Source organism: Ralstonia condita, assembly GCF_958405655.1.
In the GTDB taxonomy this organism is placed as follows: Bacteria; Pseudomonadota; Gammaproteobacteria; order Burkholderiales; family Burkholderiaceae; genus Ralstonia; species Ralstonia condita.
This window is the reverse complement of sequence record NZ_CATYWO010000001.1, coordinates 1,116,718-1,140,921: the sequence shown is the minus strand read 5'-3', so window position 1 is coordinate 1,140,921 and position 24,204 is coordinate 1,116,718. Positions and strand designations below refer to the sequence as shown.

19 protein-coding genes and 1 tRNA gene are annotated in these 24,204 nt (G+C 64.1%); 5 read left to right on the top strand and 15 right to left on the bottom strand.

Going from position 1 to position 24,204, the window contains the following annotated elements:
- Nucleotides 1-98 precede the first annotated feature (98 nt).
- The 5 genes from mnmC to R2N03_RS05360 form a co-directional block, all read right to left on the bottom strand.
- Nucleotides 99-2,105 carry a bifunctional tRNA (5-methylaminomethyl-2-thiouridine)(34)-methyltransferase MnmC2/FAD-dependent 5-carboxymethylaminomethyl-2-thiouridine(34) oxidoreductase MnmC1 gene (mnmC, locus tag R2N03_RS05380; RefSeq protein WP_316655940.1) on the bottom strand — a complete coding sequence of 669 codons (2,007 nt, stop codon included), beginning with the start codon at nucleotides 2,103-2,105 and terminating at the stop codon, nucleotides 99-101.
- Between the two features lie 233 nt (nucleotides 2,106-2,338).
- Entirely contained in the window at nucleotides 2,339-2,533 is a 195-nt protein-coding gene (locus tag R2N03_RS05375) for a hypothetical protein (protein WP_316655938.1), read from the bottom strand.
- An 87-nt stretch (nucleotides 2,534-2,620) separates the two neighbouring features.
- Complete coding sequence (locus R2N03_RS05370; RefSeq protein WP_316655936.1) at nucleotides 2,621-4,027, bottom strand: MFS transporter; 1,407 nt, start codon at nucleotides 4,025-4,027, stop codon at nucleotides 2,621-2,623.
- An 86-nt stretch (nucleotides 4,028-4,113) separates the two neighbouring features.
- A complete protein-coding gene (locus R2N03_RS05365) occupies nucleotides 4,114-5,301 on the bottom strand; it encodes a CaiB/BaiF CoA transferase family protein (protein WP_316655934.1) in 1,188 nt (395 codons plus the stop codon).
- Nucleotides 5,298-7,061, bottom strand: a complete 1,764-nt coding sequence (locus tag R2N03_RS05360) for an acyl-CoA dehydrogenase family protein (RefSeq protein ID WP_316655932.1) — start codon at nucleotides 7,059-7,061, stop codon at nucleotides 5,298-5,300. The genes R2N03_RS05365 and R2N03_RS05360 overlap by 4 nt, the downstream gene beginning before the upstream one ends.
- Before the next feature lie 119 nt (nucleotides 7,062-7,180).
- On the opposite strand from R2N03_RS05360, the gene R2N03_RS05355 reads away from it, so the two are divergent.
- Nucleotides 7,181-8,098: a LysR family transcriptional regulator gene (locus tag R2N03_RS05355; protein ID WP_316655930.1), complete on the top strand. Its 918-nt coding sequence runs from the start codon at nucleotides 7,181-7,183 to the stop codon at nucleotides 8,096-8,098.
- Nucleotides 8,099-8,204: 106 nt separating this feature from the next.
- On the opposite strand, the gene R2N03_RS05350 is transcribed toward R2N03_RS05355, so the two are convergent.
- Together R2N03_RS05350 and R2N03_RS05345 are read right to left on the bottom strand one after the other, a co-directional pair.
- Entirely contained in the window at nucleotides 8,205-8,630 is a 426-nt protein-coding gene (locus tag R2N03_RS05350) for a GNAT family N-acetyltransferase (RefSeq protein ID WP_316655928.1), read from the bottom strand.
- A 260-nt stretch (nucleotides 8,631-8,890) separates the two neighbouring features.
- Nucleotides 8,891-9,955: a porin gene (locus R2N03_RS05345; protein ID WP_316655925.1), complete on the bottom strand. Its 1,065-nt coding sequence runs from the start codon at nucleotides 9,953-9,955 to the stop codon at nucleotides 8,891-8,893.
- A 291-nt stretch (nucleotides 9,956-10,246) separates the two neighbouring features.
- Here R2N03_RS05345 and R2N03_RS05340 point away from each other — a divergent pair, with 291 nt between their 5' ends.
- Entirely contained in the window at nucleotides 10,247-11,173 is a 927-nt protein-coding gene (locus R2N03_RS05340; RefSeq protein ID WP_316655923.1) for a LysR family transcriptional regulator, read from the top strand.
- Nucleotides 11,174-11,440: 267 nt separating this feature from the next.
- Here the strand turns inward: R2N03_RS05340 and R2N03_RS05335 are convergent.
- The 3 genes from R2N03_RS05335 to R2N03_RS05325 all read right to left on the bottom strand — a co-directional run bounded on the left by R2N03_RS05335 (nucleotide 11,441) and on the right by R2N03_RS05325 (nucleotide 16,029).
- Nucleotides 11,441-11,527 (bottom strand) — tRNA-Leu (locus tag R2N03_RS05335).
- A gap of 125 nt (nucleotides 11,528-11,652) precedes the next feature.
- A complete protein-coding gene (locus R2N03_RS05330) occupies nucleotides 11,653-14,772 on the bottom strand; it encodes an efflux RND transporter permease subunit (RefSeq protein ID WP_316655921.1) in 3,120 nt (1,039 codons plus the stop codon).
- Nucleotides 14,773-14,814: 42 nt separating this feature from the next.
- Nucleotides 14,815-16,029, bottom strand: coding sequence for an efflux RND transporter periplasmic adaptor subunit (locus R2N03_RS05325; protein ID WP_428984365.1), 1,215 nt, complete (start codon nucleotides 16,027-16,029; stop codon nucleotides 14,815-14,817).
- 169 nt (nucleotides 16,030-16,198) lie between these two features.
- Here R2N03_RS05325 and hpnD point away from each other — a divergent pair, with 169 nt between their 5' ends.
- Entirely contained in the window at nucleotides 16,199-17,032 is an 834-nt protein-coding gene (gene hpnD, locus R2N03_RS05320) for a presqualene diphosphate synthase HpnD (protein ID WP_316655919.1), read from the top strand.
- On the opposite strand, the gene R2N03_RS05315 is transcribed toward hpnD, so the two are convergent.
- The 3 genes from R2N03_RS05315 to R2N03_RS05305 form a co-directional block, all read right to left on the bottom strand.
- Nucleotides 17,022-18,206, bottom strand: a complete 1,185-nt coding sequence (locus R2N03_RS05315; protein ID WP_316655917.1) for a DUF1501 domain-containing protein — start codon at nucleotides 18,204-18,206, stop codon at nucleotides 17,022-17,024. The genes hpnD and R2N03_RS05315 overlap by 11 nt on opposite strands.
- Before the next feature lie 23 nt (nucleotides 18,207-18,229).
- On the bottom strand, nucleotides 18,230-19,840 hold the full coding sequence (locus tag R2N03_RS05310; RefSeq protein WP_316655915.1) for a DUF1800 domain-containing protein: 1,611 nt from the start codon (nucleotides 19,838-19,840) through the stop codon (nucleotides 18,230-18,232).
- An 80-nt stretch (nucleotides 19,841-19,920) separates the two neighbouring features.
- Nucleotides 19,921-20,328 (bottom strand): hypothetical protein, encoded by a 408-nt coding sequence (locus R2N03_RS05305; protein ID WP_316655912.1) that lies wholly within the window; start codon nucleotides 20,326-20,328, stop codon nucleotides 19,921-19,923.
- Between the two features lie 240 nt (nucleotides 20,329-20,568).
- Between R2N03_RS05305 and ompR the strand changes: the two genes are divergently transcribed.
- On the top strand, nucleotides 20,569-21,291 hold the full coding sequence (gene ompR, locus R2N03_RS05300; protein WP_004627064.1) for an osmolarity response regulator transcription factor OmpR: 723 nt from the start codon (nucleotides 20,569-20,571) through the stop codon (nucleotides 21,289-21,291).
- Nucleotides 21,292-21,335: 44 nt separating this feature from the next.
- Nucleotides 21,336-22,697: an ATP-binding protein gene (locus tag R2N03_RS05295; protein WP_316655895.1), complete on the top strand. Its 1,362-nt coding sequence runs from the start codon at nucleotides 21,336-21,338 to the stop codon at nucleotides 22,695-22,697.
- Nucleotides 22,698-22,928: 231 nt separating this feature from the next.
- Here the strand turns inward: R2N03_RS05295 and ispF are convergent, their stop codons facing one another.
- Entirely contained in the window at nucleotides 22,929-23,435 is a 507-nt protein-coding gene (gene ispF, locus R2N03_RS05290) for a 2-C-methyl-D-erythritol 2,4-cyclodiphosphate synthase (RefSeq protein ID WP_316655893.1), read from the bottom strand.
- Complete coding sequence (gene ispD / locus R2N03_RS05285; RefSeq protein ID WP_316655891.1) at nucleotides 23,432-24,190, bottom strand: 2-C-methyl-D-erythritol 4-phosphate cytidylyltransferase; 759 nt, start codon at nucleotides 24,188-24,190, stop codon at nucleotides 23,432-23,434. The genes ispF and ispD overlap by 4 nt, the downstream gene beginning before the upstream one ends.
- Nucleotides 24,191-24,204: the final 14 nt, after the last annotated feature.

The following is a 24,204-nucleotide window of genomic DNA, read 5'->3' as shown; positions in this document are numbered from 1 at the left end:
TTCAGGCTGGCAAACGCAAAACGCATATTATGGCATGGAACGTTCGGCGGCCCTGATTTTTTGGGTCGGAACGCCTGGGAAACCGTCTCGGGAGCCCGTCATTCGCCGCTGAGCGGCGCGTCCATTTCGGTGGGTGCTTCCCCCTGCCTGTGACGCAACGCGCGCAGGACGAAACGCCCCGGATCCAACGCCGCCGCCAAGTCTGCCTCGAGCGGCAATGGACCTCCGTCGATCAAGGACGCCAGCAGTTCCGCGCCCAGCACCGACCACGTCAGGCCCCGCGAGCCATACGCCAGCGCTGCGTACAGGCCCGGCACGCGCGGCAGTTGGGCATGCGGTCCGCGCAGGCGAAAACCTGCTGACATGGCCACCGCCTCATCCACGAGGGCACCAATCAACGGCAGCCGATTGGCAGAGACACAACGAACGCCGACATAGCCCCGCAAGCTTGCGGGATCGAGCTTTGCAAGCGCCACCGACTGCCGCGGCTGCAGGCGTGCCAGCCGTTGCAGATTGGCTGTGTGATCGGCGGCACACTCGGCCAGGCTGGACGCTCCGGGCTGGAAGGATGACCCGGCGCGCACGGATTGCGCACCCGGCTCGGCGGGCAGCAGATAACCGTCGCCGCACACCACCGCCTTCGGCCATGCCACCCCCGGCTCCAAACCGGCGATTGGCACATCCGTGAGTTGGCCGCGCACCGGCTTGAGCGACGCGGAAGCCAACGGTACCAGGCGCGCTGCGTCGAGCCCATTCGCAACGACGACGACCGGCGCACTGGCAATCACGCCCCCCTGCGCATCGCCGGCCTGCCAACGACCGCCCTCCTGCCGCAACGACTCTACTCGGGTGTTCCAACGCGCATCGAGCGCAACACCGGCGCAAGCGAGGTTGGCCCGGCAGACATCCGGGGGCGCAACCCACCCTGCCTGCGCGAACCACCAGCCGCCTTGCGGCACGCTGGCACCGATGCGCTCGGCAGCTTGATGCGCGTCGAGCCAATCGATGTAATCAGCGGGGTACCCGAGCGCCCGCACAACCCGCTGCTGCTCGATGGCGTCGTCCGCGTGCTCGGCAAGTTGCAGCACGCCGGTGGCCCGGAAACCGGTGGCGAAGCCAGCCCGGTCGAGCGCGCCCCAATGCCGACGTGCGAGCAGGTTGCCCGCGCGCGATAGGCGCGAAAGCACGCTGTCATCGATCGACACGTGCGGATGCATGGCCGCTGCTCGATGTGCGGATGTGCCTCGCGCCGGGCCGTCGTTCTCGTCAATGAGCGTGATACGCCAGCCGCGCGCAGCAAGCCGTTCCGCGACGGCACTGCCCGCCAGCCCCGCGCCAAGCACGATCGCATGGCGCTCGCTCCAGACCGGCGGCTCGGCCGGACCGCGCCGTGTGCGCCAATGCGTCGGGAACTGCGCGATGGTCATATCGCGTTTCGTGCCGAAGCCAGGCGCCTTGCGCGTGTCGAAACCGACTTCCTGCAGGCCGCGCCGCACGAAACCGGCGGCGGTATACGTAGCCAGCGTGGCGCCGGCGCGGGCAACGCGCGCGAGTTGCTTGAACACCCGCGGCTGCCACAGGTCAGGGTTCTTGGCAGGGGAGAAACCGTCGAGATAAAACGCATCCGCCGCGCAGGACAACTGCGGAAGCATGTCCATTCCATCCCCAAACAGCAGCGTCAGCGTGACACGTCCGCCATCAAACTCGAGACGGTGTACGCCCGGCACCGCGACGGGCCACACCTGACGCAGCGCGTGCGCTAACGGTGCGAGGGCGCCATCCTTCGGATGCAAGATGGATAAGCCGGCACTGTCGAACGGATGTTTCTCGAGCGAGACGAAATCGAGCCGCGCGCAGCGCAGCGGATCGTTGCGCCAGGCCGCCCATGTTGCGAGGAAGTTCAGCCCCTGACCAAAGCCGGTCTCGACGATGGTGAAAGCGCCCTTGCCCTGCCACGCGCCGGGCAGGCCATTTCCGCCCAGGAAGACATGCCGAGCCTGCGCGAGACCGCCTTCGATGCTGTGATAGACATCGTCGTATTGCGCAGAGAACGGCGTGCCGTCGGGCGTGAGCTGAGGTGTGGCGAGAACGAGGCCGCGGGGCATGGAACACTTGGAGAAATGATCGGCGGATTGTACTGCCGCGCTCGCGGACGGCTTTGATCCCGGACAGGCGCGCACACCCGCGAATCACCGGTCGACGCTGTGCTGCGGGCGTGGTGGAACCGCACGTGGAAATCTCACATGCCGCCCTCCAGCAGCATTGGGCATGGGCCCATTTCCAAGATCGCCCGCGTATCCTGAAACGGCAGGCCCGCGCCGCCGTGCAGCGGGTCGTGCTATGCCCCACCGCCAGCGGAGCGATGTCGGAACGCCACCAGGGCGATGGCCAACGCCCCAAGCGACAGGCCGATGGCCAGGCCGGTCATTCTGTCCGCTCGGCGCGACCGCTCGGCCTGGTCACGAGCCTCGATGGCTTTGCGCACGGCCTCCCAGAACTCGGCGCGGTGTTCGTTCTCATCGAAGATGGTCATGGCAGGTTTCCCCGTTGTGTCTGCCCTGCCATCCTAGGGAACGTGCGGCATGAGTGCTACCGGACGTTTCGCGTAAGCCACACCGGATCAGGTTGCAGCGACAGGTTTACCCACTGGCGCAGAGGGTGGCAGCGGGATATCCATGTGCGCCTGCCCAAGATCCATTGCGTCGGCCCGTTCAGCGGAGGAAAGCTCATCCGCGCGATACCCCGTCCGGTTGAGCAGCACCAGCGTGCAGGCCAGCGACACCCCGGCATACACCGCAGACGACACGGCAACACCGACGATGTGCCCGGTGCTGTTCAGCACCCACTGTGCGAATACCGGCGTTCCACCGCCCACCACGAGCGAGCACAACTGATACGCAAGCGACAGACCTGTATAGCGGATACGTGTCGGAAACACGCGCGCCAGAATCCCGCCGATGGCACCGTAGAACATCGAATGCGGAATGGTCGCCAGGCACATGCCCACAAGCGCGATCCAATACACCTTCGTCTCGATTGCGAAGAACATCACCGGCATCAGCAAAAACTCGGGCAGCACCATCAGGCAGATGGCGCGGCGCATGTCCATACGCGAGACCAGCCAAGCGCCCACCGGCTGCGTCAGGAACTGCACCACCAGCGCAATCGCAATGATGCCGAGAAAGGTGTCCTGCGCGTAGCCAAGTTCCTTGGTTGCCCACGACAACGCAAAGTTGCTCTTCAGATACGTCACGTGAATCAGCGGCAGCGTGCCGGCGCCAAGCAGCACCAGGCCCCAGTGGTCGCGCGCGACGTCCTTGAGGGGCAGCTTGACGGTCTTCTTCTGTGCAAGCACGCGCTTCATGTCATCAGACTCTTCCAGCTTCAGCCGGATGACCATGCCGACGATCACCAGCAGCGCCGACAGCAGGAACGGCACGCGCCAGCCCCACAGCATGAATTGCGGCGTAGGCAGTGCGCTGAGCCCGAAAAACACCAGCGTTGCAAGCAGATTGCCAGTGGGCGAGCCCTGCTGGGCAAACGACGAATACAGGATGCTCTTGTGCTTGGGCGCGCTCTCGCTGGCAATCAGCACCGCACCGCCCCATTCGCCACCCACCGCCACGCCCTGGACCACCCGCAGCACCACCAGCCCGACCGGCGCCCACATGCCAATCTGCGCGTGGCCGGGGAGCAGGCCGATGCCCATGGTTGCAAGGCCCATCAGGATCAGCGTGATGATGAGCGTGGTCTTGCGGCCGATCCTGTCGCCCAGATGCCCGAAGATGATCCCGCCGATGGGCCGCGCGGCAAATCCGGCCCACAGCGTCACGAACGAGAGCAGCGTGGCAATGCCCGGGTCCAGTGTCGTGGAAAAGAACACCTTGCCAAATACAAGCGCGGCGGCCAGGCCGTAGATGTAGAAGTCGTACCACTCGATGGTGGTGCCGATGAACGCGGCGACTGCCGCACGGCGCGGCTGCAGGGTCGAGGCTCCGATGGCCGGCGATGCTGGCTGGTTAGACATGTTGGTCTCCTTGGTGTTTTGCCGAGTGGTGCGGCCTCTGGTGGGCCATCTACCTCGTTGTGCGCGGGATGCGAATCAGTTCGTCTTCATTTCAGGATGCCGGCCTCGAATAGTCGCTGCCGCGTGTCTGCGTCGATGCCCAGCGACGTCAGCACGGCGTCCGTATCGGCGCCGAATGCCGGCGGCGCATTCCGGTACGTGGCCGGCGTGCGCGAGAGCTTGATCGGCGAGCCAGTACCGCGGTACTCACCCAGCGCGACCACCATCTGGCGGTGCAACGTATGCGGATGCCGCGCCACCACATCGACACTCAGCACCGGCCCGCATGGCACACCAGCACGGATCAGGTCCTGTGCGAGCGTCTCGCAGTCGAAGCGTGCAAGCCGCGCTTCCAGCGCCTGCTTCAGTTCCGGGCGGTGCGCGCATCGACTGCGGTTGTCGGCAAAGCGGGCGTCGCCGGCCAACTCGGCCGCGCCGATATGCATGCACAGCTTGGCGAACTGGCGGTCATTGCCAACGGCTAGAAAGATCGGCGCGGTGCCGGTCTGGTAGCTGTCGTAAGGTGCAATGTTCGGATGGGCGTTGCCGCTGCGCCCCGGCGCCTTGCCAGAGCCGAAGTAGTTGGGCAGGTGCGGATGCAGCAACGAGACACCGCAGTCATAGAGGGCAATATCGATCGACTGGCCGCGCCCGCTCTTCTCGCGCTCGGCCAGCGCCAGCAGAATGCCGGCAAAGGCGTTGAGCCCCGTGACCATGTCGACGATCGGCAGGCCGACGCGCATCGGGCCACCGTCACGTTCGCCGTTGACGCTCATCAGCCCGGCCATCGCCTGGATGACTGCGTCATAGCCGGGCAACCCTCCAAGTGGCCCGTCGGGCCCGAAACCCGACACGGCGCAATGAATCAGCCGTGGAAAACGCGGCTGCAGGTCGCGCTCGAAATCCATGCCCCAGCGCGCCAGCGTGCCGGGCTTGAAGTTTTCGACCAGCACGTCAGCATCTTCCAGCAATTGCCAGAGCACCGTGCGGCCCTCCTCGCGCGACAGATCCACAGAGATGCCGAGCTTGTTCCGGTTGACGCCGTTGAAGTACCAGGCGGTGTCTGTGTCATCGAACGGCGGCCCCCATGTACGGGTTTCGTCGCCAGCCGGTGGTTCGAGCTTGATCACGCGGGCGCCATGATCGGCCAACGCTTGCGTGCAATGCGGGCCGCCAAGCACCCGGCTCAGGTCGATGACCTTCAAGCCCTGCAATGCGCCGGTCACCGCGCTCATTGCGCTCTCCCTCGCGGCAGTGCCTGCATGGCCAGAGCGAATGCGACCTCGCGCTGCTTGACGAGCGCATCGGACAGCAGCGCGCTGTCGTCTTCGGGGAGTGCCAGCGGATCCACCGGCAGCAGCTTGTGACGCAACACCAGGTGAGCGAGTGCAAGACGACGATAGTCCGGCGCCAGACGCACGCCCTCCACCGCCATTAAGATCGCTGTGGCGATGTGATACAGCGCCGAGCCTGCCTGACGGACCAGCTCGTCGCCGCCAGTTTCGGCCACGTGGTCGATCGTGTGGCACACCCGATCCAGCGTGGCGCGCAACTGCGCGTCGCTTTGCGGCGGCACCGTGACACTTTCGAGCAGGCCGAGCAGATACGTACGCAGCGGTTCCAGCGCGCCTTCGCGCTTCACGGCCCGCGCTATGTCCAGGGCAACGATGTTGCTTGTTCCCTCCCAGATCGAACCGAGGTGTGCATCGCGCACGAGGCGCGCGTCGCTCCACTCTTCGATGTAACCCGTGCCGCCGCGCACTTCCATCGCATCGCCGGTCACGCGGCGTGCATCTCGGCAGGCCCGGAACTTGATCATCGGCGTGAGAATTCGCACGCATTTCGCCGCATGCTCGTCGCCGGCATCCGCAAGCGGCAATAACTGCGCGATGTGCATGAACATCGACCGCGCCTGCTCCGTGGGTAACAGCATCTTCAGCAACTGGCGCTGCATCAGCGGCATGTCGATCAGCTTTCGGCCAAAGGCTTCGCGGCGGCCCGCGATATGCAGCGCCTCGGTGGTGGCACGGCGCATCAGGCCGGCCGCGCGCACGCCGTTCGACAGGCGCGACATATTGATCATGTCGGCCATCTGATGAAAGCCCCGGCCAATTTCGCCAATCAGATAAGCCTCGGCGCCTTCGAGAACGATCTCGCCGCTGGCCATCGACCGGCTGCCGAGCTTGTCTTTCAGCCGGACGATACGGTACTGATTGCGTGTACCGTCCCGCAGCGTCCTGGGCAGCAAAAACAGCGCCAGACCGCGGATGCCAGACGGTGCGCCATCCGGACGGGCCAGGACCATGGCGAGATCGGCATCCGCGTTGGAGCAGAACCATTTGTCGCCGTAGAGGCGCCAGGTCCGTGTGCCGTCCGGCGCAGTCTCCAGTGCCGCCCGCGTTGCAATGCGCGCAACATCGGAGCCTGCAGCCTGCTCCGTCATGAACATCGCGCCTTGGTAAAGCGCATCGAAATCCCGCGATGTCAGCTTCGGGAGATAGCGCGCCACCAGGGTGGGATCACCAAACTTGCGTAGCGTGCGCGTCAGCGAGTCCGTCATGCTGACCGGACAGCACAGGCCAAACTCGGCTTGCACGAACAGATACGTGAGCGCGTATTTGACCAGCGCCGGCTGTGCGTTGCCAACGTGGCTCATCGAAGCCAGACCCAATTCGGCGTATGCCACGCGTTCGAGTGCGACGTAAGCCGGGTGCTTGTCGATGCTTTGCCGCGCCTCGCCGCGACGCGTGCGGTGGCGCAGCAGCGGCGGATTGTGGTCGGCGCTGATGGCCCAGGCATCAAGTTCATCGGAAGCCCGTTGTCCCAGCGCATCGAGCTGCGGTTCGAGTGCACGGTATTGCGCCTCGCCCAGATGCAGCCGTAGCAAGCCGGCGAAGTCGGGGTCCACGCGGAAGAAATTGATGCCCTGGCTATCGGGAATGTTTTGAGGGCCGACCGGCAGAGCGGTGACCGGGTCACGAGCGATGTCGTTCATGCGGGGGTTGCCTCGCTGTCTCCTGTTTTGTCCAGCCAGCATAGAAACCACATCGATAACCGTCCAATACACATTTCATCCTGTACGATAAATAGTTTTTATCGATGGCCGGAGGCGTGATGGATCTGAAGCAACTGCGGTATTTCGTTGCCGTGGCGGAGGAGCTGCATTTCGGACGGGCCGCCCAGCGCCTGTTCATCTCGCAACCCGCACTCAGCTTTGACATCCGCAAATTCGAGGAACGGTTGGGCGTACAACTGCTTGCGCGCACCAACAAGAATGTCGCGCTGACGAACGCCGGGCAGGTGTTGCTAGACGAGGCGCGCAAGCTGTTGCAGCAAGCGGCAGAGGTCGAACGGCTTACACAGCGCTCGGCGCACGGGCTGAAGGGCCGGCTACGCATCGGCTTCGTCAATTCGATGCTGTATCGCGGCTTGCCGCGCGCGGTGGAACGCTTCGAGGCCGACCACCCGGCGGTGGAGATCATCCTCCGGGAAATGAACACCAGCGAGCAGGTCCAGGGCATCCTGCGACAGCAGATCGACCTCGGCTGCGCCTACTGGGGCACGTTTCCGGCGGAAGTCGTTTCCACGCCGCTCTTTTCCGAACCCTTCGTCGCCTGCCTCCCCGTGGCCCACAAGCTGGCACGCCGCAAGCGTCTTGGCCTTGAGGCGCTGGCGCAGGAGCCTTTCATTCTTTTTCCGCGCACAGTTTCGCCGCATTATCACGACCTGATCATCGCGCAGTGCGTGGATGCGGGCTTCAGCCCCGTGATCCGCCACGAGGCGCGGCTATGGCAGACCGTTGTGACGATGGTGGGGTTCGGGATGGGCGTGGCATTGGTACCCAAAACGCTGCGGCACGCAGGCGATTCGCGCGTGAGCTTTGTACCTTTGACCGGCGCAAGGAAGGAATCGCCCGTGCTGTCACTGCGGCGCGCGGGCGATGTGGAGCCGGTGGCAAGCCGCTTTCTCGACTACCTGGAAGTTGCCACCCGAGAGGACGAGAAACGCCAGCCGGTCCGGAGCACTCGGTAGGCTTGAACCGTGCCGATCCGGCCACCGAAGTGCTGCCGTATGATCGCCGGCACATCAAGTCTTGCATCCCTGTCGCCGGCCTTCACATGCTGCGCTCTGCGACTCCCTACAACGTCTTGCTGAGAAAAATTCGGCAACTCCCGGGCGGATCGCACGGCACCTCTCCAAACCTCACCCATCCGTGGCGCTCATAGAATTGCGGTGCCTGAAAGCTGATCGTATAGACCACCGCCGAGCGGCATCCGCGGCGGCGCCCTTCGTCTTCAAACTTGCGCAGCACCTCGCTGCCTACGCCCGTGCCGCGAAGCGTCTCGGGCAGATACAACAGGTCTAGAAACAGCAGGCCCAGGGACGTGCGGCCGCTTGCCCCACCATGAATCTCGCCGCTTTGCGGATCGCGCACGAGCACGGCCAGCGGCTCCCGGTCGCCATAGCCGACGTGAGCATCATTGAAGCGGTTCAGCCCTTCGCCAATGATCTCGACTGCCCTGGCATCAGCCTGGTCGGTAACGATGATGTCTGGGACGCGCATGGAGCCTTCCGGTTGGCAGAGACTGCTGCACGATATTCGGCGTGATGGCCTGCGTCAAATGGACGGGCGCAACGTCCGGCTCCAGCCTTGGTGCGTCGCAGTAACTCGGGCCGGTCAGGTTCGAGGCTGTCCTTCAGAAGAGTAAAAAAAAGCCGGCACAAGTGCCGGCCAAACGTCCTTGAGCGGAGTGACAAGTCAAGGTCGATATGAGTCGTGATCGGCGTACCACCCGGTGCGTCGACGTCTCTGCATGAGCCGCATCAGAAGCGATGACGCACGCCGACCATGGCGCCCGTCTGGTTCTGCCCAGGCAGCGTATTGGCTGCGCCGCTCATGCCGTAGGTTGCGTTGCCCTTGTTGTTGACATAGCCCAGCAGCGCATAGGCGTCGGTTCGCTTGGACAGCGCGTAGTCGGCATTCACAACGAACATCCACGCGCTGTTGCTGTCGGTGCGGGCGTTGTTGTAATAGGCCGCGCCGGTCAACGTGAAAGCTGGCGTGATCTTGTAAAGGGCGCCGAGCCAGTACAGGTTGTCATGACGTGCGGTGCCGCCCGTCAGCTCGTTGCGCATCCAACGGTAGCCGGCAAAAACCTTGGCATCGCCCACAGCATAGGACGCACCGATCGCGGCCCGCTTCGCAGCTTGTTCTGCAGACGAAATCGTGCTGCCCTGGTATTGGTCGTAGGCCACGCCCACGGACAGCGGGCCGTTTGCATACGCAGCGCCACCACCAAAGTTGGTGCCAACCTTGAAATGACCCGGCACTTCACCGCCCAGACCGGAATTGACATCACGGCCGAAGCTGTAGAAGCCCGTCGCCGTGACCCCGCCAAACTTGCCGGTGTACTTGACCGCATTGTCGGCGCGGCCATTGAACTGGTTGTCCACCGAGTTGAGCGAGAACATCGGCCCAACCGCCATCGGGTCGTACGCACCGAACAGGTCATACAGCGCGTTTTGCTGACGGCCCAGCGTAACGGCGCCGAAATCGCCCTGCAGGCCCACATAGGCCTGACGACCAAACAGCCGGCCGCCTTGAGCCGACTTGCCCGTGTCGATATCGAAGCCGCTCTCCAGTACGAAAATACCCTTCAGGTTATTTCCCAGATCTTCGGCCCCACGGAGCCCCCAGCGAGAACCCGAGAGCCCGCCCGAGGTCAGCGCGGTGGTGGATCCACTGCCATTGGCGCCACCATTCACATGGTTCTGGTAGCTGACGCCTGCATCCACAATCCCATAAAGCGTCACGCTGGACGATTGGGCGAACGCGGCGCAGGACGACGTACCAGCCAGTACGGTCACTGCGAGGAGAACTTTTTTCATTATCAGTCCTGATTGTGCTTGATCGAATGACCTTCCAACTTCATGCCATGAATGCTTGCGACATCCCGTTCAGACCGCCGTCATGCGATTCCAACGGGTGGCACCCCGAAGGCGCAGCAAGTCTAGTTCCGTCGCTGCGCAAACAGAAGCCGACGACCGTGAACACGGCGTTCTCCTCCTCGAACAATCTGTTCCGGTGGCTGGAAAAACAGACGGGGGCTGGCGTGGCAAAATCGTTGCATCGCGAATCAATCGCGATTTGGCCTGCAGCGAACGAAAGAGGATTGAGCAGTGAAGGCAGCGGATTGGAAGGATTGGGAGATCTTCTGCAGGGTCGTCGAAGGTCAGGGCTTCACGAAAGGAGCTGCCCTTGCCGGTGTGCAGAAATCATCTGCGAGCACGGCTGTGTCCCGCGTCGAAGCCAGTGTTCGGGCCAGACTATTCGAACGCAACACCAGGCATGTGCGCGTCACCCAGCAGGGCCGGCTGCTTTACGAGAAGCTGGCGCCGCTGTTCGAGGCCCTGGTGGATGTGACACGAGATGCGGAGGCGGCCTCGGAAGAGGTGCGCGGCACACTGAAGATCGCCACGCCATATGAAATCGGAGTCCAGCAACTATCGCCCTGCCTGTCCCAACTCATGCAGACCTATCCCGATCTGCAGGTGCAGGTCGACGTCACCTGGGAACAGCCCGACCTCGTCAGGCAAGGCTATGACCTCGCCTTTGTCATGACAAACACCGCGCTGCGCGACAGCGGTATCACGTGCAAACGCGTGGTTTTGTGGGAGCGCGCTTTCTTCGCATCTCCGGAACTGATTGCCCGACTGGGATGCCCGACACGACCTGGCGACCTGAACGACTGGCCGACCATCGGTAGCGACGACGAAACGCTCTGGGAATTCTTCCATGACATCGATGCGCCAGAAGACGTTCAGATCACGCCACGCATGCGTACGTGCAGCGCCGAACTGCGAATGCGGGCTGCCTTGCATGGCCTCGGCATTGCCCGCTTGACCCAACAGTTTGCGGCAGACGAGGTGGCACGCGGGCGATTGACCCGGGTATTCCCCGCTTTCCGCTCGACACCGCTGAAGGTTTACGCACTCATGCCCGCAAGAAAGAACATGCCGGCCGCAGTTCGCGCCTTCTTGGCGACCCTCGAATCGACGTTGGACTTGGCAGGGCCGAACGGGACTCTGCGTGCGCCGCGCCCGTAGAGGCGCACACGCGGCGCATACGCAGGCCACACGCACGATGCCGACAACTCGCCGGGCACGGCTGAACGGCCACGCGACCTTCGCGATGATTGCCCGCCCTTAAGGCTGGCGGATGCCGTCAGCAGACGCTGAGGCGGGCTCGCGAGCAGTGGAAAAGTTCGCCGGAAATGCTGGCAAGTTTGCTGTCATTTCTGGCTGAAAGCTGGCAAAAAAGGGCTGGATTTTTGACAGCCTAAAAATCTAACTCTTTGATTTTAAAGGAAATTTTGGTGCGAGGGAGGGGACTCGAACCCCTACACCATTGCTGGCGTCAGGACCTAAACCTGGTGCGTCTACCAATTTCGCCACCCTCGCCGGATGGATCGCGGAGCCCAAGGCATGCCAAGGGCGTCGGAAAGGAAGCCGGAGATTATATCGCAGTCGCTCGCGGGTTTCTATCCCCACCACGGTAGCGATGTGGCGGCGTTGCGATGCGACATTCAGATGGTTGGCGCGCTTGCCCCGGCCTCTGGCCGTTTCACCCGGAACCACGCCGCGTACAGCGCCGGCAGGAACAACAGGGTCAACACGGTAGCAACGATGAGGCCGCCCATGATGGCCGCGGCCATCGGGCCCCAGAACACGCTGCGCGACAACGGAATCATCGCCAGCACTGCCGCCGCAGCCGTCAGGATGATGGGGCGGAAACGGCGGACGGCGGCCTCGACAATGGCCGTCCAGACAGGCACGCCCGCAGCTACGTCCTGCTCGATCTGGTCCACCAGAATGACCGAGTTGCGGATGATCATCCCGATCAAGGCGGTAATGCCGAGCTGCGCCACGAAGCCCATCGGCGCGCGCAGCAGCAATAGCGTTGCCGCTGCCCCGATCAAGCCGAGCGGGCCTGTGAGAAACACCATCACCGAGCGCGAGAAGCTGTGGAGCTGCAGCATCAGCAACAGGAAGATGATGAAGATACACAGCGGCATCTGCGCGGCAATCGACGCCCCGGCGTTCGCGCTTTCTTCTTCCGCCCCGGCAATCTTGATCTGATAGTCCGGCGGCAGATCGGCGCGGATCTTGTCGAGCAGCGGATTGATCTGCGCGGTCACCGTCGGCCCCTGCACGCCATCAACCACGTCAGACTGCACGGTGATGCCGTAATCGCGGTTCTCCCGCCAGATCACACCGGGTTCCCAGGCAAAGCGCACGCGCGCAACCTGCGAGAGTGGCACCACGCGTCCGCTGGATGTCGGCACCTGCACCTTCTGCAGCGCGTCGAGCGTATTGCGCTCGTCTTCCTGCGGCCGCATGACGATGTCGAGCAGCTTGTCGCCGTCGCGGTACTGGGCGATGGGCGCGCCAGACATCACCGTCTGCGTAACCTGCGAAATGGAGCCCGTCGATACACCGAGCGCACGCGCCTTGTCCTGGTCGATGTCCAGGCGCAGCACCTTGACGTTCTCGTTCCAGTTGTCGTTCACGCCTACCGTGTTCGGGTTCGCTTGCATGATCGCCTTGACCTGGTCGGCAATCTTGCGCACGCCGCCAATGTCAGGGCCCATTACGCGGAACTGCACCGGATACGGGACGGGCGGCCCATTCGGCAGCAACTTCACGCGACCCCGCAAATGTGGGAACTGCGATTTCAGCAAGCCGATGATGTGCTGCCGCACGCCCTCCCGAGCTTCGAGCGAAGTCGGCATGACGATCGCCTGCGCGACGTTGGTCTGCGGCAGGATCTGGTCCAGTGGCAAATAGAAACGCGGCGCGCCCGAGCCAATGAACAGCGTCACGCTGTCGACGTTCTGCTCCTTGCGCATCAGCGCCTCGAAGCGCTTTGCCTCGGTCTCGGTCTGGTTGAAGCTGGAGCCCTCCGGCAGCCACAGCTCAACCATCAGCTCAGGACGGCTGGAATCGGGGAAGAACTGCTTCTCGACGTACTTGAAACCGAACACGCCGAGGCCGAACGCCACCAGCGTGATGACGATGACCGTCTTGCGGTATTCCACGCACCAGTTCACCCAGCCGCGAAAGCGGTTGTAGAACGGCGTATCAAACAACTCATGATGGCCGCCGTCGCCAACGTGCGATTGCGTACGCAGCAGCAGGAAGCCCAAATACGGCACGAACACCACCGCCGCAAACCACGACAGAATGAGCGCCAGCGCCGTCACCGCAAAGATGCCGAACGTGTATTCACCCACCGTCGAACGTGCCAGCCCCACTGGCAAAAAGCCCGTGGCGGTAATGAGCGTGCCGGTCAGCATCGGCATCGCGGTCGACGTATACGCAAAGGTGGCCGCCTCCATCTTGGAGAAGCCCTCTTCCAGCTTGCGCACCATCATTTCGACCGCGATGATCGCGTCGTCCACCAGCAGACCCAGCGCAATGATCAGCGCACCGAGCGAAATCTTGTGCAGCCCGATGTCGAAGATGTTCATGAACAGGAACGTCACCGCCAGCACCAGCGGGATCGTCAGGCCCACCACCAGGCCCGGCCACACGTCAATGCGCAACTTCGGCCTGGTGTGCAGACCCAGCGAAAGAAAACTCACGCCCAGCACGATCACCACCGCCTCGACCAGCACATGCACGAATTCGCCCACGGAACTCTGCACCGATTTCGGCTGGTTCTGCACCTGCTCCATCTCAACGCCCACGGGCAACTTCGCGCGGATCTTGTCGACCGTCGCGCGCAAGTCCTTGCCAAGCTGGATGATGTCGCCGCCCTTGGTCATCGAGATGCCCAGGCCGATCACCTCCTTGCCGTTGAAGCGCATCTTGGCGTGCGGCGGGTCTACATAGCCGTGCTTGACCGTGGCGATGTCACCCAGGCGGATATTGGTCGTACCGCCGGGGCCGCGCAGCGTCAGGTTCTCCAGATCGCGGATGTCCGAGAACTGGCCCGACACGCGAATCTGTACATTGTCGGTCGGGGTGACCAGCACACCGCTGGGGCCGATGTTGTTCTGCTGGCCGATCTGCGTGGCGATGCTGTTGATATCGAGCCCCATCTGCGCCAGCTTGGCCTGCTGGAACTCGATGTAGATCTTCTCGTCCTGGTCGCCCAGCAGCTCGACCTTGGCGACATTGGGTACGCGCAGCAATTGCTGGCGGATCGCATCAGCGTAGTCGTTGAGCTGGCGGTACGTAAAGCCGTCGGCGGACAACGCATAGATCGAGCCATACACGTCGCCGAAATCGTCGTTGAAGTATGGTCCGCGCACACCCTGTGGCAAGGTCGGCGCGATATCGCCCACCTTCTTGCGCACGGTGTACCAGAGCTGCTGCGTTTCCTTGGCGGGCGACGTGTCGGCCAGCTGGAACGTCACGAGCGTTTCGCCGGGCTTGGAGTAGCTGCGGATCTTCCAGGCGTAGGGCACTTCCTGCAGTGCCTTTTCGATCTTGTCGGTCACCTGGCGCGACATCTGCTCGGCCGTCGCACCCGGCCAGAACGCCTGCACCACCATCGCCCGGAAGGTGAAGGGTGGATCCTCGTCCTGCCCGAGCCTGGAATAAGCAAAGATGCCGCCAAGCAGCAACGCGACAAGCAGGAAGCGCGTGAGCGGCTGATGTTCAAGCGCCCAGCGTGACAGGTTGAAACGGGAGTGTTCCATACGCGCGAAGGTTGGCGTGTTGGGGCGGAAGCCGGATGCGGCTTACCGGCGCGGCGTGATGGCAGATTGCGCCGACGGCTGATCGGCGGGCGCCATCGGCATCACCTTCTGTCCGGCTTTGAGCAAATGCACGCCAGCGGTCACGATGGTCTGACCGGGCGCAAGACCACTGGTGACCAGCAGCACGTCGCCTCTCGGCTCCCCCACCGTCACCGGCACAGGCTTGACCGTCTGCGACGCGGCATCGTAAAGCCATACGACGTTCTTGCCTTGCTCCTGAAGCAGCGCACTCATTGGCACACGCACGCCCATGTCGCCAGTGCCCGCACCGCTGCCCGGACGAACAAACGTCGCCACTGCCGTCATGCCCAGCCTTAGATCGGGCGGCGGGTTCGGAATCGAAATCTTCACCGTGTATGTCCGGGTCAGCGGGTCCGCCGCCGGCGCAATCTCACGCACCTTGCCCGGTATGCTGCGCGACTGGTCAGCCCATAGCTTGACGCTCACCTCGGGCGATTTGCGCAGCGTATCGACCTGGTCTTCCGGAATGCCGACAACGACTTCCTTCTCGGCAGTCTGCGCGACACGCACGACGGGTTGGCCAGCGGACACGACCTGCCCGACTTCCGCATCCACGCCCGTCACCACGCCGTCGGCGTCGGCCTCGAGCGCGGCATAGGCGGCCTGGTTGGATTGGTTGCGGTAACCGGCCGTCGCCTGCTCATAGCGAGCCTGGGCGGCATCAAAGTTGGCCTGGTGGCGCTGCTGCTCCGCCGCGCTGATGAAGCCCTTGGCGAAGAGTTCGGAAAAGCGTTTGAGATCGGCGGCGGCAAGGTCACGGTCGGTCTTGGCAGCCGACAACTGCGCCAGGGCCGATTGTTGCGCGAGCGCAAGATCGGTCGGGTCGAGCCGGGCGAGTACCTGGCCCTTCTTGACGGTCGCGCCGACATCCACCAGGCGCGCGATGATCTTGCCCGGCACGCGGAAGCCCAGACGCGACTCGATCCGCGGGCGCACGTCGCCGGAGAACTCGGCGGTTCCCGCTGCCTGCTCGCTTGTGACCGTCATGGTGCGCACCGGGCGCACGTCGGGCGCTTTGGGTGGTGCCTTGCTGCAACCGGCCAGCAGCGCGCTGCCGCCAAGCAGCACAGCTGCTACGAACGCGGCGCCGGCCACGGCGCGCCTGCGCGACGCCAGAGGCATGTCGGCGGAACCGTTGGAGTCCAACTGCAGGTACGACGGGCACATCGCAGGCATGACACGCTCTCAGTAAATAACTGACCGGTCAGTAATATACCCACGGCAATGCGCAGGGTCAACGACACGGCCGCGTCTGATTGATTTTCCCAGCAGAGGGCGCCGGCTTGCCCCGCCGTAACGCTTGTAGAATGTCCGCCCAGTCCCCCCCCTACCCCAGCGGCTCGACGTGACCCCTGACGACTACTGTGCCGACAAGGCCGCCCCGCCCGGCAGCGACCTTTACTACAGCGTATTGTTTCTGACCCCCGAACGCCGCCGCGCAACCATCGCGCTGGAAGCCGTGCGGCGGGAGTTGGAAGACGCCGTGCGCGACGCCAGCGACCCGGGCGTGGTGCAGTCGAAGCTCCAGTGGTGGCGGCAAGAGCTTGCCCGCCTGTTCGAGGGGCGACCAGACCATCCCGCCACCAAGGCGCTGCAACCGCATCTCGCTGCCTACGACATCGGCGCCGTCCATCTCGGGGAACTGCTGGCCGGTGTCGAGGCCGACGCCATGCAAAACCGCTACCTGGATTGGCCGAACCTACGTCGGCATGGCGACCAGGTTGCGGGCGTCGCCGGCCGCCTCACGGCGCGCATCGCGGGGCACACGCACGCACGCACGCTGGAATTCGCGCGGCAACTGTCGCTGGCCGAACAACTCGTCCACTTCATCCGCAACCTGGGTGAAGATGTGCGCAGCAACCGCGTCTACATCCCGGTGGATGAACTGCAGCGCTTCAACGTGCCGGCGGCCGATCTGTTCAACCGCCGCTATACCGAAGGTTTCAAGCCGCTCATGGCATTCCAGGCCGAACGAGCGCGCGCCATCCACAGGGAAGCGCTGGCCGTGCTGCCGGCGGAGGATCGTCGCGCTCAACGCCCGGCGCTGATTCGCGGCCGGCTGGCCATGCATCTGCTAGACGAAGTGGAGGCCGACGGCTTCCGGGTACTGACGCAGCGTACCGACCTCACCCCGCTGCGCAAGCTGTGGCTCGCCTGGAAGACGCAGCTCAGGCCCTGATCAGGTCCAGTGGCGCGAACCGCCCAGCCAGCACCGGCTGGGAGTCCATACCCCACCAGCGCTCCAGCACCGTTGCGTAGAGCGAGCGGAAATCGACCGACGGGTCGAGATTGCCGCCGCCATCCAGCCGTTCCAGCACGGGCCCCTGGCCGGCCAGGCCGCCATTGACGCGGCCACCGGCCACGAAGTGCGCCGCCGCAGTGCCGTGGTCCGTGCCATTGTTCAGGTTCTCGCGCGGGCGGCGACCGAACTCGGAGTACGTCAGGATCAGGGTGTCGTTCCAGCGGCCCAACTCCATGAGGGCACTCTTGAGCGAAGCCATGCCCTCGCCCAGCTGGTGCAACAGACTCGCCTGCGTGCCCAACTGGTTGGTGTGCGTATCAAAACTGCCCAGCGACAGGCATACCGCAGCAACATCCGCCCCGCCACGCCCGGGCGCCGCGATGACCTGCATCGCCGCCTTGATCGAGTTGCCGAACCCGCCTTCTGGGAAACGGGTCTGGAACACAAACTTGCCCGCCCTGGGGCGCAGGCCGTCTGCCGCCTTGACGATATCCGACTCGACCTTCAACACGTGCGCGAGCGTGGCATTGCCGGTGGCGTTGGACGGCATCGCCAGCTTGGCTTCATTCAGGAAGGCATCAGGATTGGTCAGTGCCACCGCGCGCGCGCCCCCGCCGAGCGGGCCGAGATCCGCACTGCCGATAATCACGCCATCCGCACCAAACGAAGCGGGCACGGGCTTGAGCGAAAACGCACGCGTCAGCCAGCCTTCGCTCAGGTATTGGTCTGAGCGCGAGGCCGTATCCCAGATCTCGATCGAACGGAAATGCGACAGGTTCGGCTGCGGGTACGACAGCCCCTGAACCACAGAGAGTTCACCGGCGTGCCATAGCGGCATCATGGCCTGCAGCGACGGATGCAGCCCGTAGCGATCATCCAGTTGCAGCACCTGCTCGCGCCTGATCGCAATGCGTGGGCGCAGCGCGTAGTACTGGGCGCTGGTGTAAGGCACCACGGTATTCAGCCCGTCGTTGCCACCCTTGAGTTCAATGAGGATGAGCAGGTTGCCGTAGCCCTGGCGCCTGTCCTGCCCTTGCGCAAAGACGACGCCAGGCGCCATGCCGCCCATGCCAAGCATGGCGCCAGCCTTCAGAAAGTCGCGACGTTCCATGATGTGCTCCTGCAGACGGGGTATTACTTGAGCTGGTAGGCCGGGTCCATCATCAGCGTGCGCAGGTACGCTGTTCCGGCGAGCTTGACCGGGATCGGTGCGGTCGGCTCGATCGGCAGCACCGCCCGCTGGATCGAAATGCGTGGTGCCAGTTCCGGTGGGGTGTCTCCCTCGGCACCAAACTGAGCGAGCCATTTGGCCGCATTGAACGACACCATCGTCTGCGACTGTGCCAGCTTGAAGCGCCCCTCTTGTCCCATTCCCTTCAGCGCCTGGCCCAAACCTTGTACGGCGCCGCCTTGCTTCAGTTCTTGCCGCATGGCTGCCATCATCACGCCGGGCTTCTGTGCCTGGGCGGGCGCCTTCATTTCGGTCGACCGGAAGAGTTGATCCAGAAACTGCTTGCGTCCCAGCAGGGTGTTCGAGTTGATCCACGCGTCGCCGCCAGGCCAGCCTTTCACGTTGGGTGGCGCCAGCAGGTTCTGCCCGAGCTGTGCGGCCTTGATGGCAAACGGCGCAGGATCGGAATACTGGACGTTGAATTCCTTGAGCGTGCCGACAATCAACTCCACCGGCGACTTCACCAGCGTCGCGCGCGATTGCGACGCCCAGAACGCCGGCGTCAGGAACAGCCCGCGTAACGCCACCTTGATGTCGTAGTTGCTGGAGCGGAACGCATCAGCCACGCGCTGTACCTGCGCCGCATCGGGATCGGGCGAGACAAACTCGCGCCAGAGCTTGGTGACGATGAAATTTGCCGTTTCAGGGCGCGCCAGCAGGATGTCGAGCATCTGGTCGCCATGGTAATCGCCGCTCTGCCCGAACACGGTCTTCACCCCGGTGTCGTGGATCTGCGGACGCCAGATGTAGGCAAAGTCGTGCTCGCGGTCGACGCTCCAGCCGGTATAGGCCCGTGCAGCTTCCTTGATGTCCTGATCGGTGTAGTGGCCCTCTCCGAGCGTGAACAGTTCCATCACTTCCCGCGCGAAGTTCTCGTTGGGCTTGCCCTTGCGGCTCTGGGCGCCGTCGAGATAGATGAGCATCGCCGGGTCCTTGGCGATGGCATGCAGCATGGCGCCGAAATTGCCGACCGCGTTCTCGCGCAGCAGCACATTCTGCCGATACATCAACTGGGCAAACTGAACCTTCTGCGCGCTGGACACGAAATGGTTGTGCCAGAACAGCGTCATGCGTTCGGTCAGCGGCGACGGTGTCCTGATCATCTCGCCCAGCCACCATGCGCGCAGTTCCAGTTCGCGGGCGGCGTTCTGACGGCGCGCGGCTTTTCGAGCCTCTTCGTCCGGCAGCTTGTTGTACGGGATGATCGGCTCGTTCACCCATGCCGGCGGCGGCTGCATGGCAACGTGGCCCGTCTGCGCGAGCAGTCGGTCGACGGCCTCGGGGCGCGTGAGCCCGGCATAGGCATCGAGTTCGCTCTCGGACGGAGAAAAGCCGACGCGGGTGAGCAAGTAGCGCGCGTCGTCGCGGTCCAGGCGCTGCGCGTCGGCGACTGGCGCCGCCGCGGGCACGATGTGGCGATGCGCCTTGCCTTGTGTTGCCGCCTGCGTGGGCGCAAACGTGAATGCACCGGCTACGCCCAGCGCCAGAACGATCGCGATGCCGCGGATTCGCATGCCGTGTCCCCCAAGTCAACCCGTTTGGTCTATTGCCGCTTGCCAGGACAGCAACGGTGCATTGTTTCTTCCCGGCCTACCTAACCGCCACGGTGATAAATGTCGCGCGTGACGTCGTAGATGTTCTGACGCAATTGCCGGCGTTCCTCGGGAGACAGCTTGCGCTGCGGGGGGGGCGAACGGCCCACGCTCTCGGCACGGCGGTTTTCCATGGCGGCCGCACGGCGCCGGCGCTCTTCGTTCTGACTGCCATGCGCCGCGCCAGGGTTGCCGCCTTTGTGCGGTCCTGCCGCGTCAAAGAAACCGCCGCCAAACCGGCCGAACACACCGCCATTGCCACCGACAGGGCCTGACGGGGCACCGTGCGGCCCGCGCGCCTGCGCCGGAAGGTTCGCCAGGCACAGGGCGACAGCACACGCCGCCAGCGCCAGGCGCTGCCGCCAATGAGTCGACCGATACGTCAAATGAGAGAGATAAGCTACGTCCATGTTGCTGGAAACCGATGCGCCATGCATCATTGCGCGACAATCGATAACAGGCAACCGCATTGCACGCCAGTCCTCTTCGAGGGGGTCGACAGCGTCGCACCCATCCCGACGAACCGCCAAAGCAGTGTAGCTGTGCGTCCTACAGACTGTTCGCGTGGCGCGGTAAATAATGTAACCGTCTGTTTCAATTGGGCTTTTACTGCGCCTCGGCCCCCTGCTTTTGTCGTTACCATTAGCGCCATGGAAAATTCTGGTCAAAAGATTCTTGTCGTCGACGACGATCCCCGCCTGCGCGATCTGCTGCGCCGCTACCTCGGGGAACAGGGCTTCACCGTGCTGGTGGCGGAAAACGCCACGGCCATGAATAAACTCTGGCTTCGCGAGCGTTTCGACCTGCTCGTACTGGACTTGATGATGCCGGGCGAGGATGGCCTGTCGATCTGTCGCCGCCTGCGTGGGGCCAACGATCAGACGCCCATCATCATGCTCACCGCCAAGGGCGAGGACGTCGACCGCATCGTCGGCCTCGAAATGGGCGCCGACGACTACCTGCCTAAACCGTTCAACCCGCGTGAGCTGATCGCGCGCATCCACGCGGTGCTGCGCCGCCGTGGCCCGGCCGAAATTCCCGGTGCGCCATCGGAAACGCCCGAAACCTTCGCTTTCGGCGATTTCGTGCTGAACCTCGCGACCCGCACGCTCAAGAAGAACGATGAGGAAATCACGCTCACGACGGGCGAATTCTCCGTACTGAAGGTGTTCGCGCGTCACCCGCGCCAACCCCTGTCGCGTGAAAAGCTGATGGAAATGGCGCGCGGCCGCGAGTACGAAGTGTTCGATCGCAGCCTGGACGTGCAGATTTCTCGCCTGCGCAAATTGATCGAACCCGACGCCAGCAATCCGCGCTTCATCCAGACGGTATGGGGACTCGGCTACGTGTTCATTCCTGACGGCGCCAAGTAAGGCGCTCGATCAGACTCCAAGCAACCCTCTTTCCCGCATCCGACTTGGGCATTCCGCGTCCGGCCGCGCTGCGGCGCCTGTTGATCAGTGTGTTCGGTTCGCTGTTCTGGCGAACCTTCATGCTGATCGCGCTGCTGATCGCCATCTCCCTGGGCGTCTGGTTCCAGAGTTTTCGCATTTTCGAGCGTGAACCACGCGCGCAGCAGATCGCCATGCAGGTGGTCAGCGTGGTCAAGCTCACGCGGGCAGCGCTGCTGTACTCGGACCCCGGTCGGCGACGGTTCCTGCTGCTGGACCTCGTGCAGAACGAAGGCATCAAGGTCTACCCCCGCGAGAACGAGGACGAATACCGCGAGCCGCGCACCAACCCCTACCTGACGCAGCTCGTCCAGCAGGAGATCCGCAATCGGCTCGGGACCGATACGGTCATCGCCACGGCCGTCAACGATATCCCGGGGGTGTGGGTCAGTTTCCAGATCGAGGGCGACGATTACTGGGTTGCCATCAGCCCCGACCGCTTCGAGCACGTACCCGGGCTGCAGTGGCTGTGGTGGTCGATGGCGGCGCTGGTGCTGTCGGTACTCGGCGCAGCATTCATCACCTCGCGCGTGAACCAGCCGCTCAAGCGGCTCGCGGATACGGCACGCGCCATCAGTGCGGGCGACGATCCGAAGCCGCTGCCCGAGGGGGGCGGTACCGAAGTGGCGCAGGCGAATCACAGCTTCAACCAGATGGTGCGGGACCTGAAGCAGCTTGAAGCCGATCGCGCTGTCATGCTGGCGGGCATCTCGCACGACCTGCGCACGCCGCTCACACGCCTGCGGCTGGAAACCGAAATGAGCCCCGTCGACGACCAGACGCGCGAACTGATGGTGGCCGACATCGAACAGATGGATGCCATCATCGGCCAGTTCCTGGACTACGCGCGCCCGTCCGGCGAGATGCTCGAGGCGGTCGACCTGACCGAGCTCATCCGCGACACCGCGCCGGTCTACTCGGCCCATGGCGACATCGATCTCACCCTCAAACTGGCGCCCGAGGCGATCGCGCGCTGCAACCGCATGGAGACGCAGCGCATTCTCGACAACCTGATCGAGAATGCCCGGCGCTACGGCAAGACACCCGGCACCGACCGAGCGGACATCACCGTCAGCACCTCGCTGCAGGGCAACGAAGTGGTGTTGTGTGTCGCCGACCGTGGCGCCGGTGTGCCACCCGACCAGCTCGCCCTGCTGACCCGGCCGTTCTACCGGCTGGAATCGGCGCGCAGCGAAGCCAAGGGCGCCGGGCTTGGCATGTCGATCGTCAATCGCATCCTGCAGCGCAGCGGCGGCCGGCTCCTGCTGGAAAATCGTACCCCGCCGGAAACCGGGCTTGTCGTCAGTGTCTGCTACGCGCGCATCTGACCTGACCTGCCGTATTGATACGGTCCTCGCTGCTCCCCGCCGCCGTCATGTACCACGGGCAAGGTAATTCGCGCCCCCGGCCCTAAGTGCGACGCGCGGTTGATCAACCACCCGGTTCAGGTTCATTACCAATACCGCAGCTGCAAGGCTCAGTTCGCTCCAGGAGCAACAACGGCAGCGCGGGAGTGATCCGGGCTGCCGCTTTCCTCACACACGACGAACGGGCGAAGCTCAGTCCTGCTCGGCGGCTTCTGCGCGATAGATCAACACCACGGCCTGCGCAACGATGCCTTCTTCCTCGCCTTCGAAGCCGAGCTTCTCGTTGGTCTTGGCCTTGACGTTGCACCGCTCAGGCGCGATGCCCAAGTCTTCGGCAAGGTTGGCGACCATGCCCGGCACATGCGGCGCAAGCTTGGGCTTCTGCGCGATGACAGTGGCATCGACGTTGCCGACCGCATAGCCGGCCTTGTGCACACGGCGCACGGCTTCGCGCAGCAGCACGCGGCTGTCGGCACCGGCAAAAGCCGGATCGGTGTCGGGAAAGTGCCGGCCGATGTCGCCCAGGCCGGCGGCGCCGAACAGCGCATCGGTAATCGCATGCAGCAGCGCGTCAGCATCGGAGTGGCCGAGCAGGCCGCGCGTGTGCGGGATCTCCACGCCACCCAGGATCAGCTTGCGGCCCTCCACCAGCGCGTGCACGTCGTAGCCCTGGCCAATGCGGATGTCCATCCAGTTCATGCTTGCGATGCCTCGTTGGGTTGTGCGCCCTGCGCGAGGATGGCCTCGGCAAGCGCGAAATCGTCGGGATACGTCACCTTGAAGTTGCGCAGCGCACCCGGCACAAGCAGCGGCGGGTGACCGGCGGCTTCGATGGCGCTGGCTTCGTCGGTGACGATGCGATGCTGCAACAGCGCTTCCCGCAAGGCGCGCTCCAGCAGCCCGAGCGGAAACATCTGCGGCGTCTGCGCTTGCCACAGGCCGTCGCGCGGCACGGTCGCGTCGATATGCTCTGCCGCATCTGCGCGTTTGAGCGTGTCTGCCACGGGCAGCGCAAGGATGCCCCCCGCAGCTTGCGTGCCTTCGGCCTCCACGGCGGCGACCAAACGGGCGATCAGTGCGGGCGTCAAGCCGGGGCGCGCCGCATCATGTACGAGCACCCAGTCGTCATCGTGTGCACCCAGGCCACGCAACGCCGCCAAACCATGGGCGACGGACGCGTGGCGCGAGTCGCCTCCGCAATCGACTTCGACCAGCTTGGGCGCATCGAAACCACCGTCGGGGAAGCGCTGCACGAGCGGCTGTGCGCCGGGCGTCGTCACCACAAGCACGGTGTCGATTTCGGGGCTGGCCAGGAAGGCCTGCGCGGTGTGCCACAGCATCGGCCGCCCGGCGATCACCTGATATTGCTTCGGCAGATCGCCACCGGCGCGCGAGCCAGTGCCGGCCGAGGGAATCAGCGCAAAACGGCGTCGGCCGGGGAAGGAAATCGACATGACAGGCGGGAATG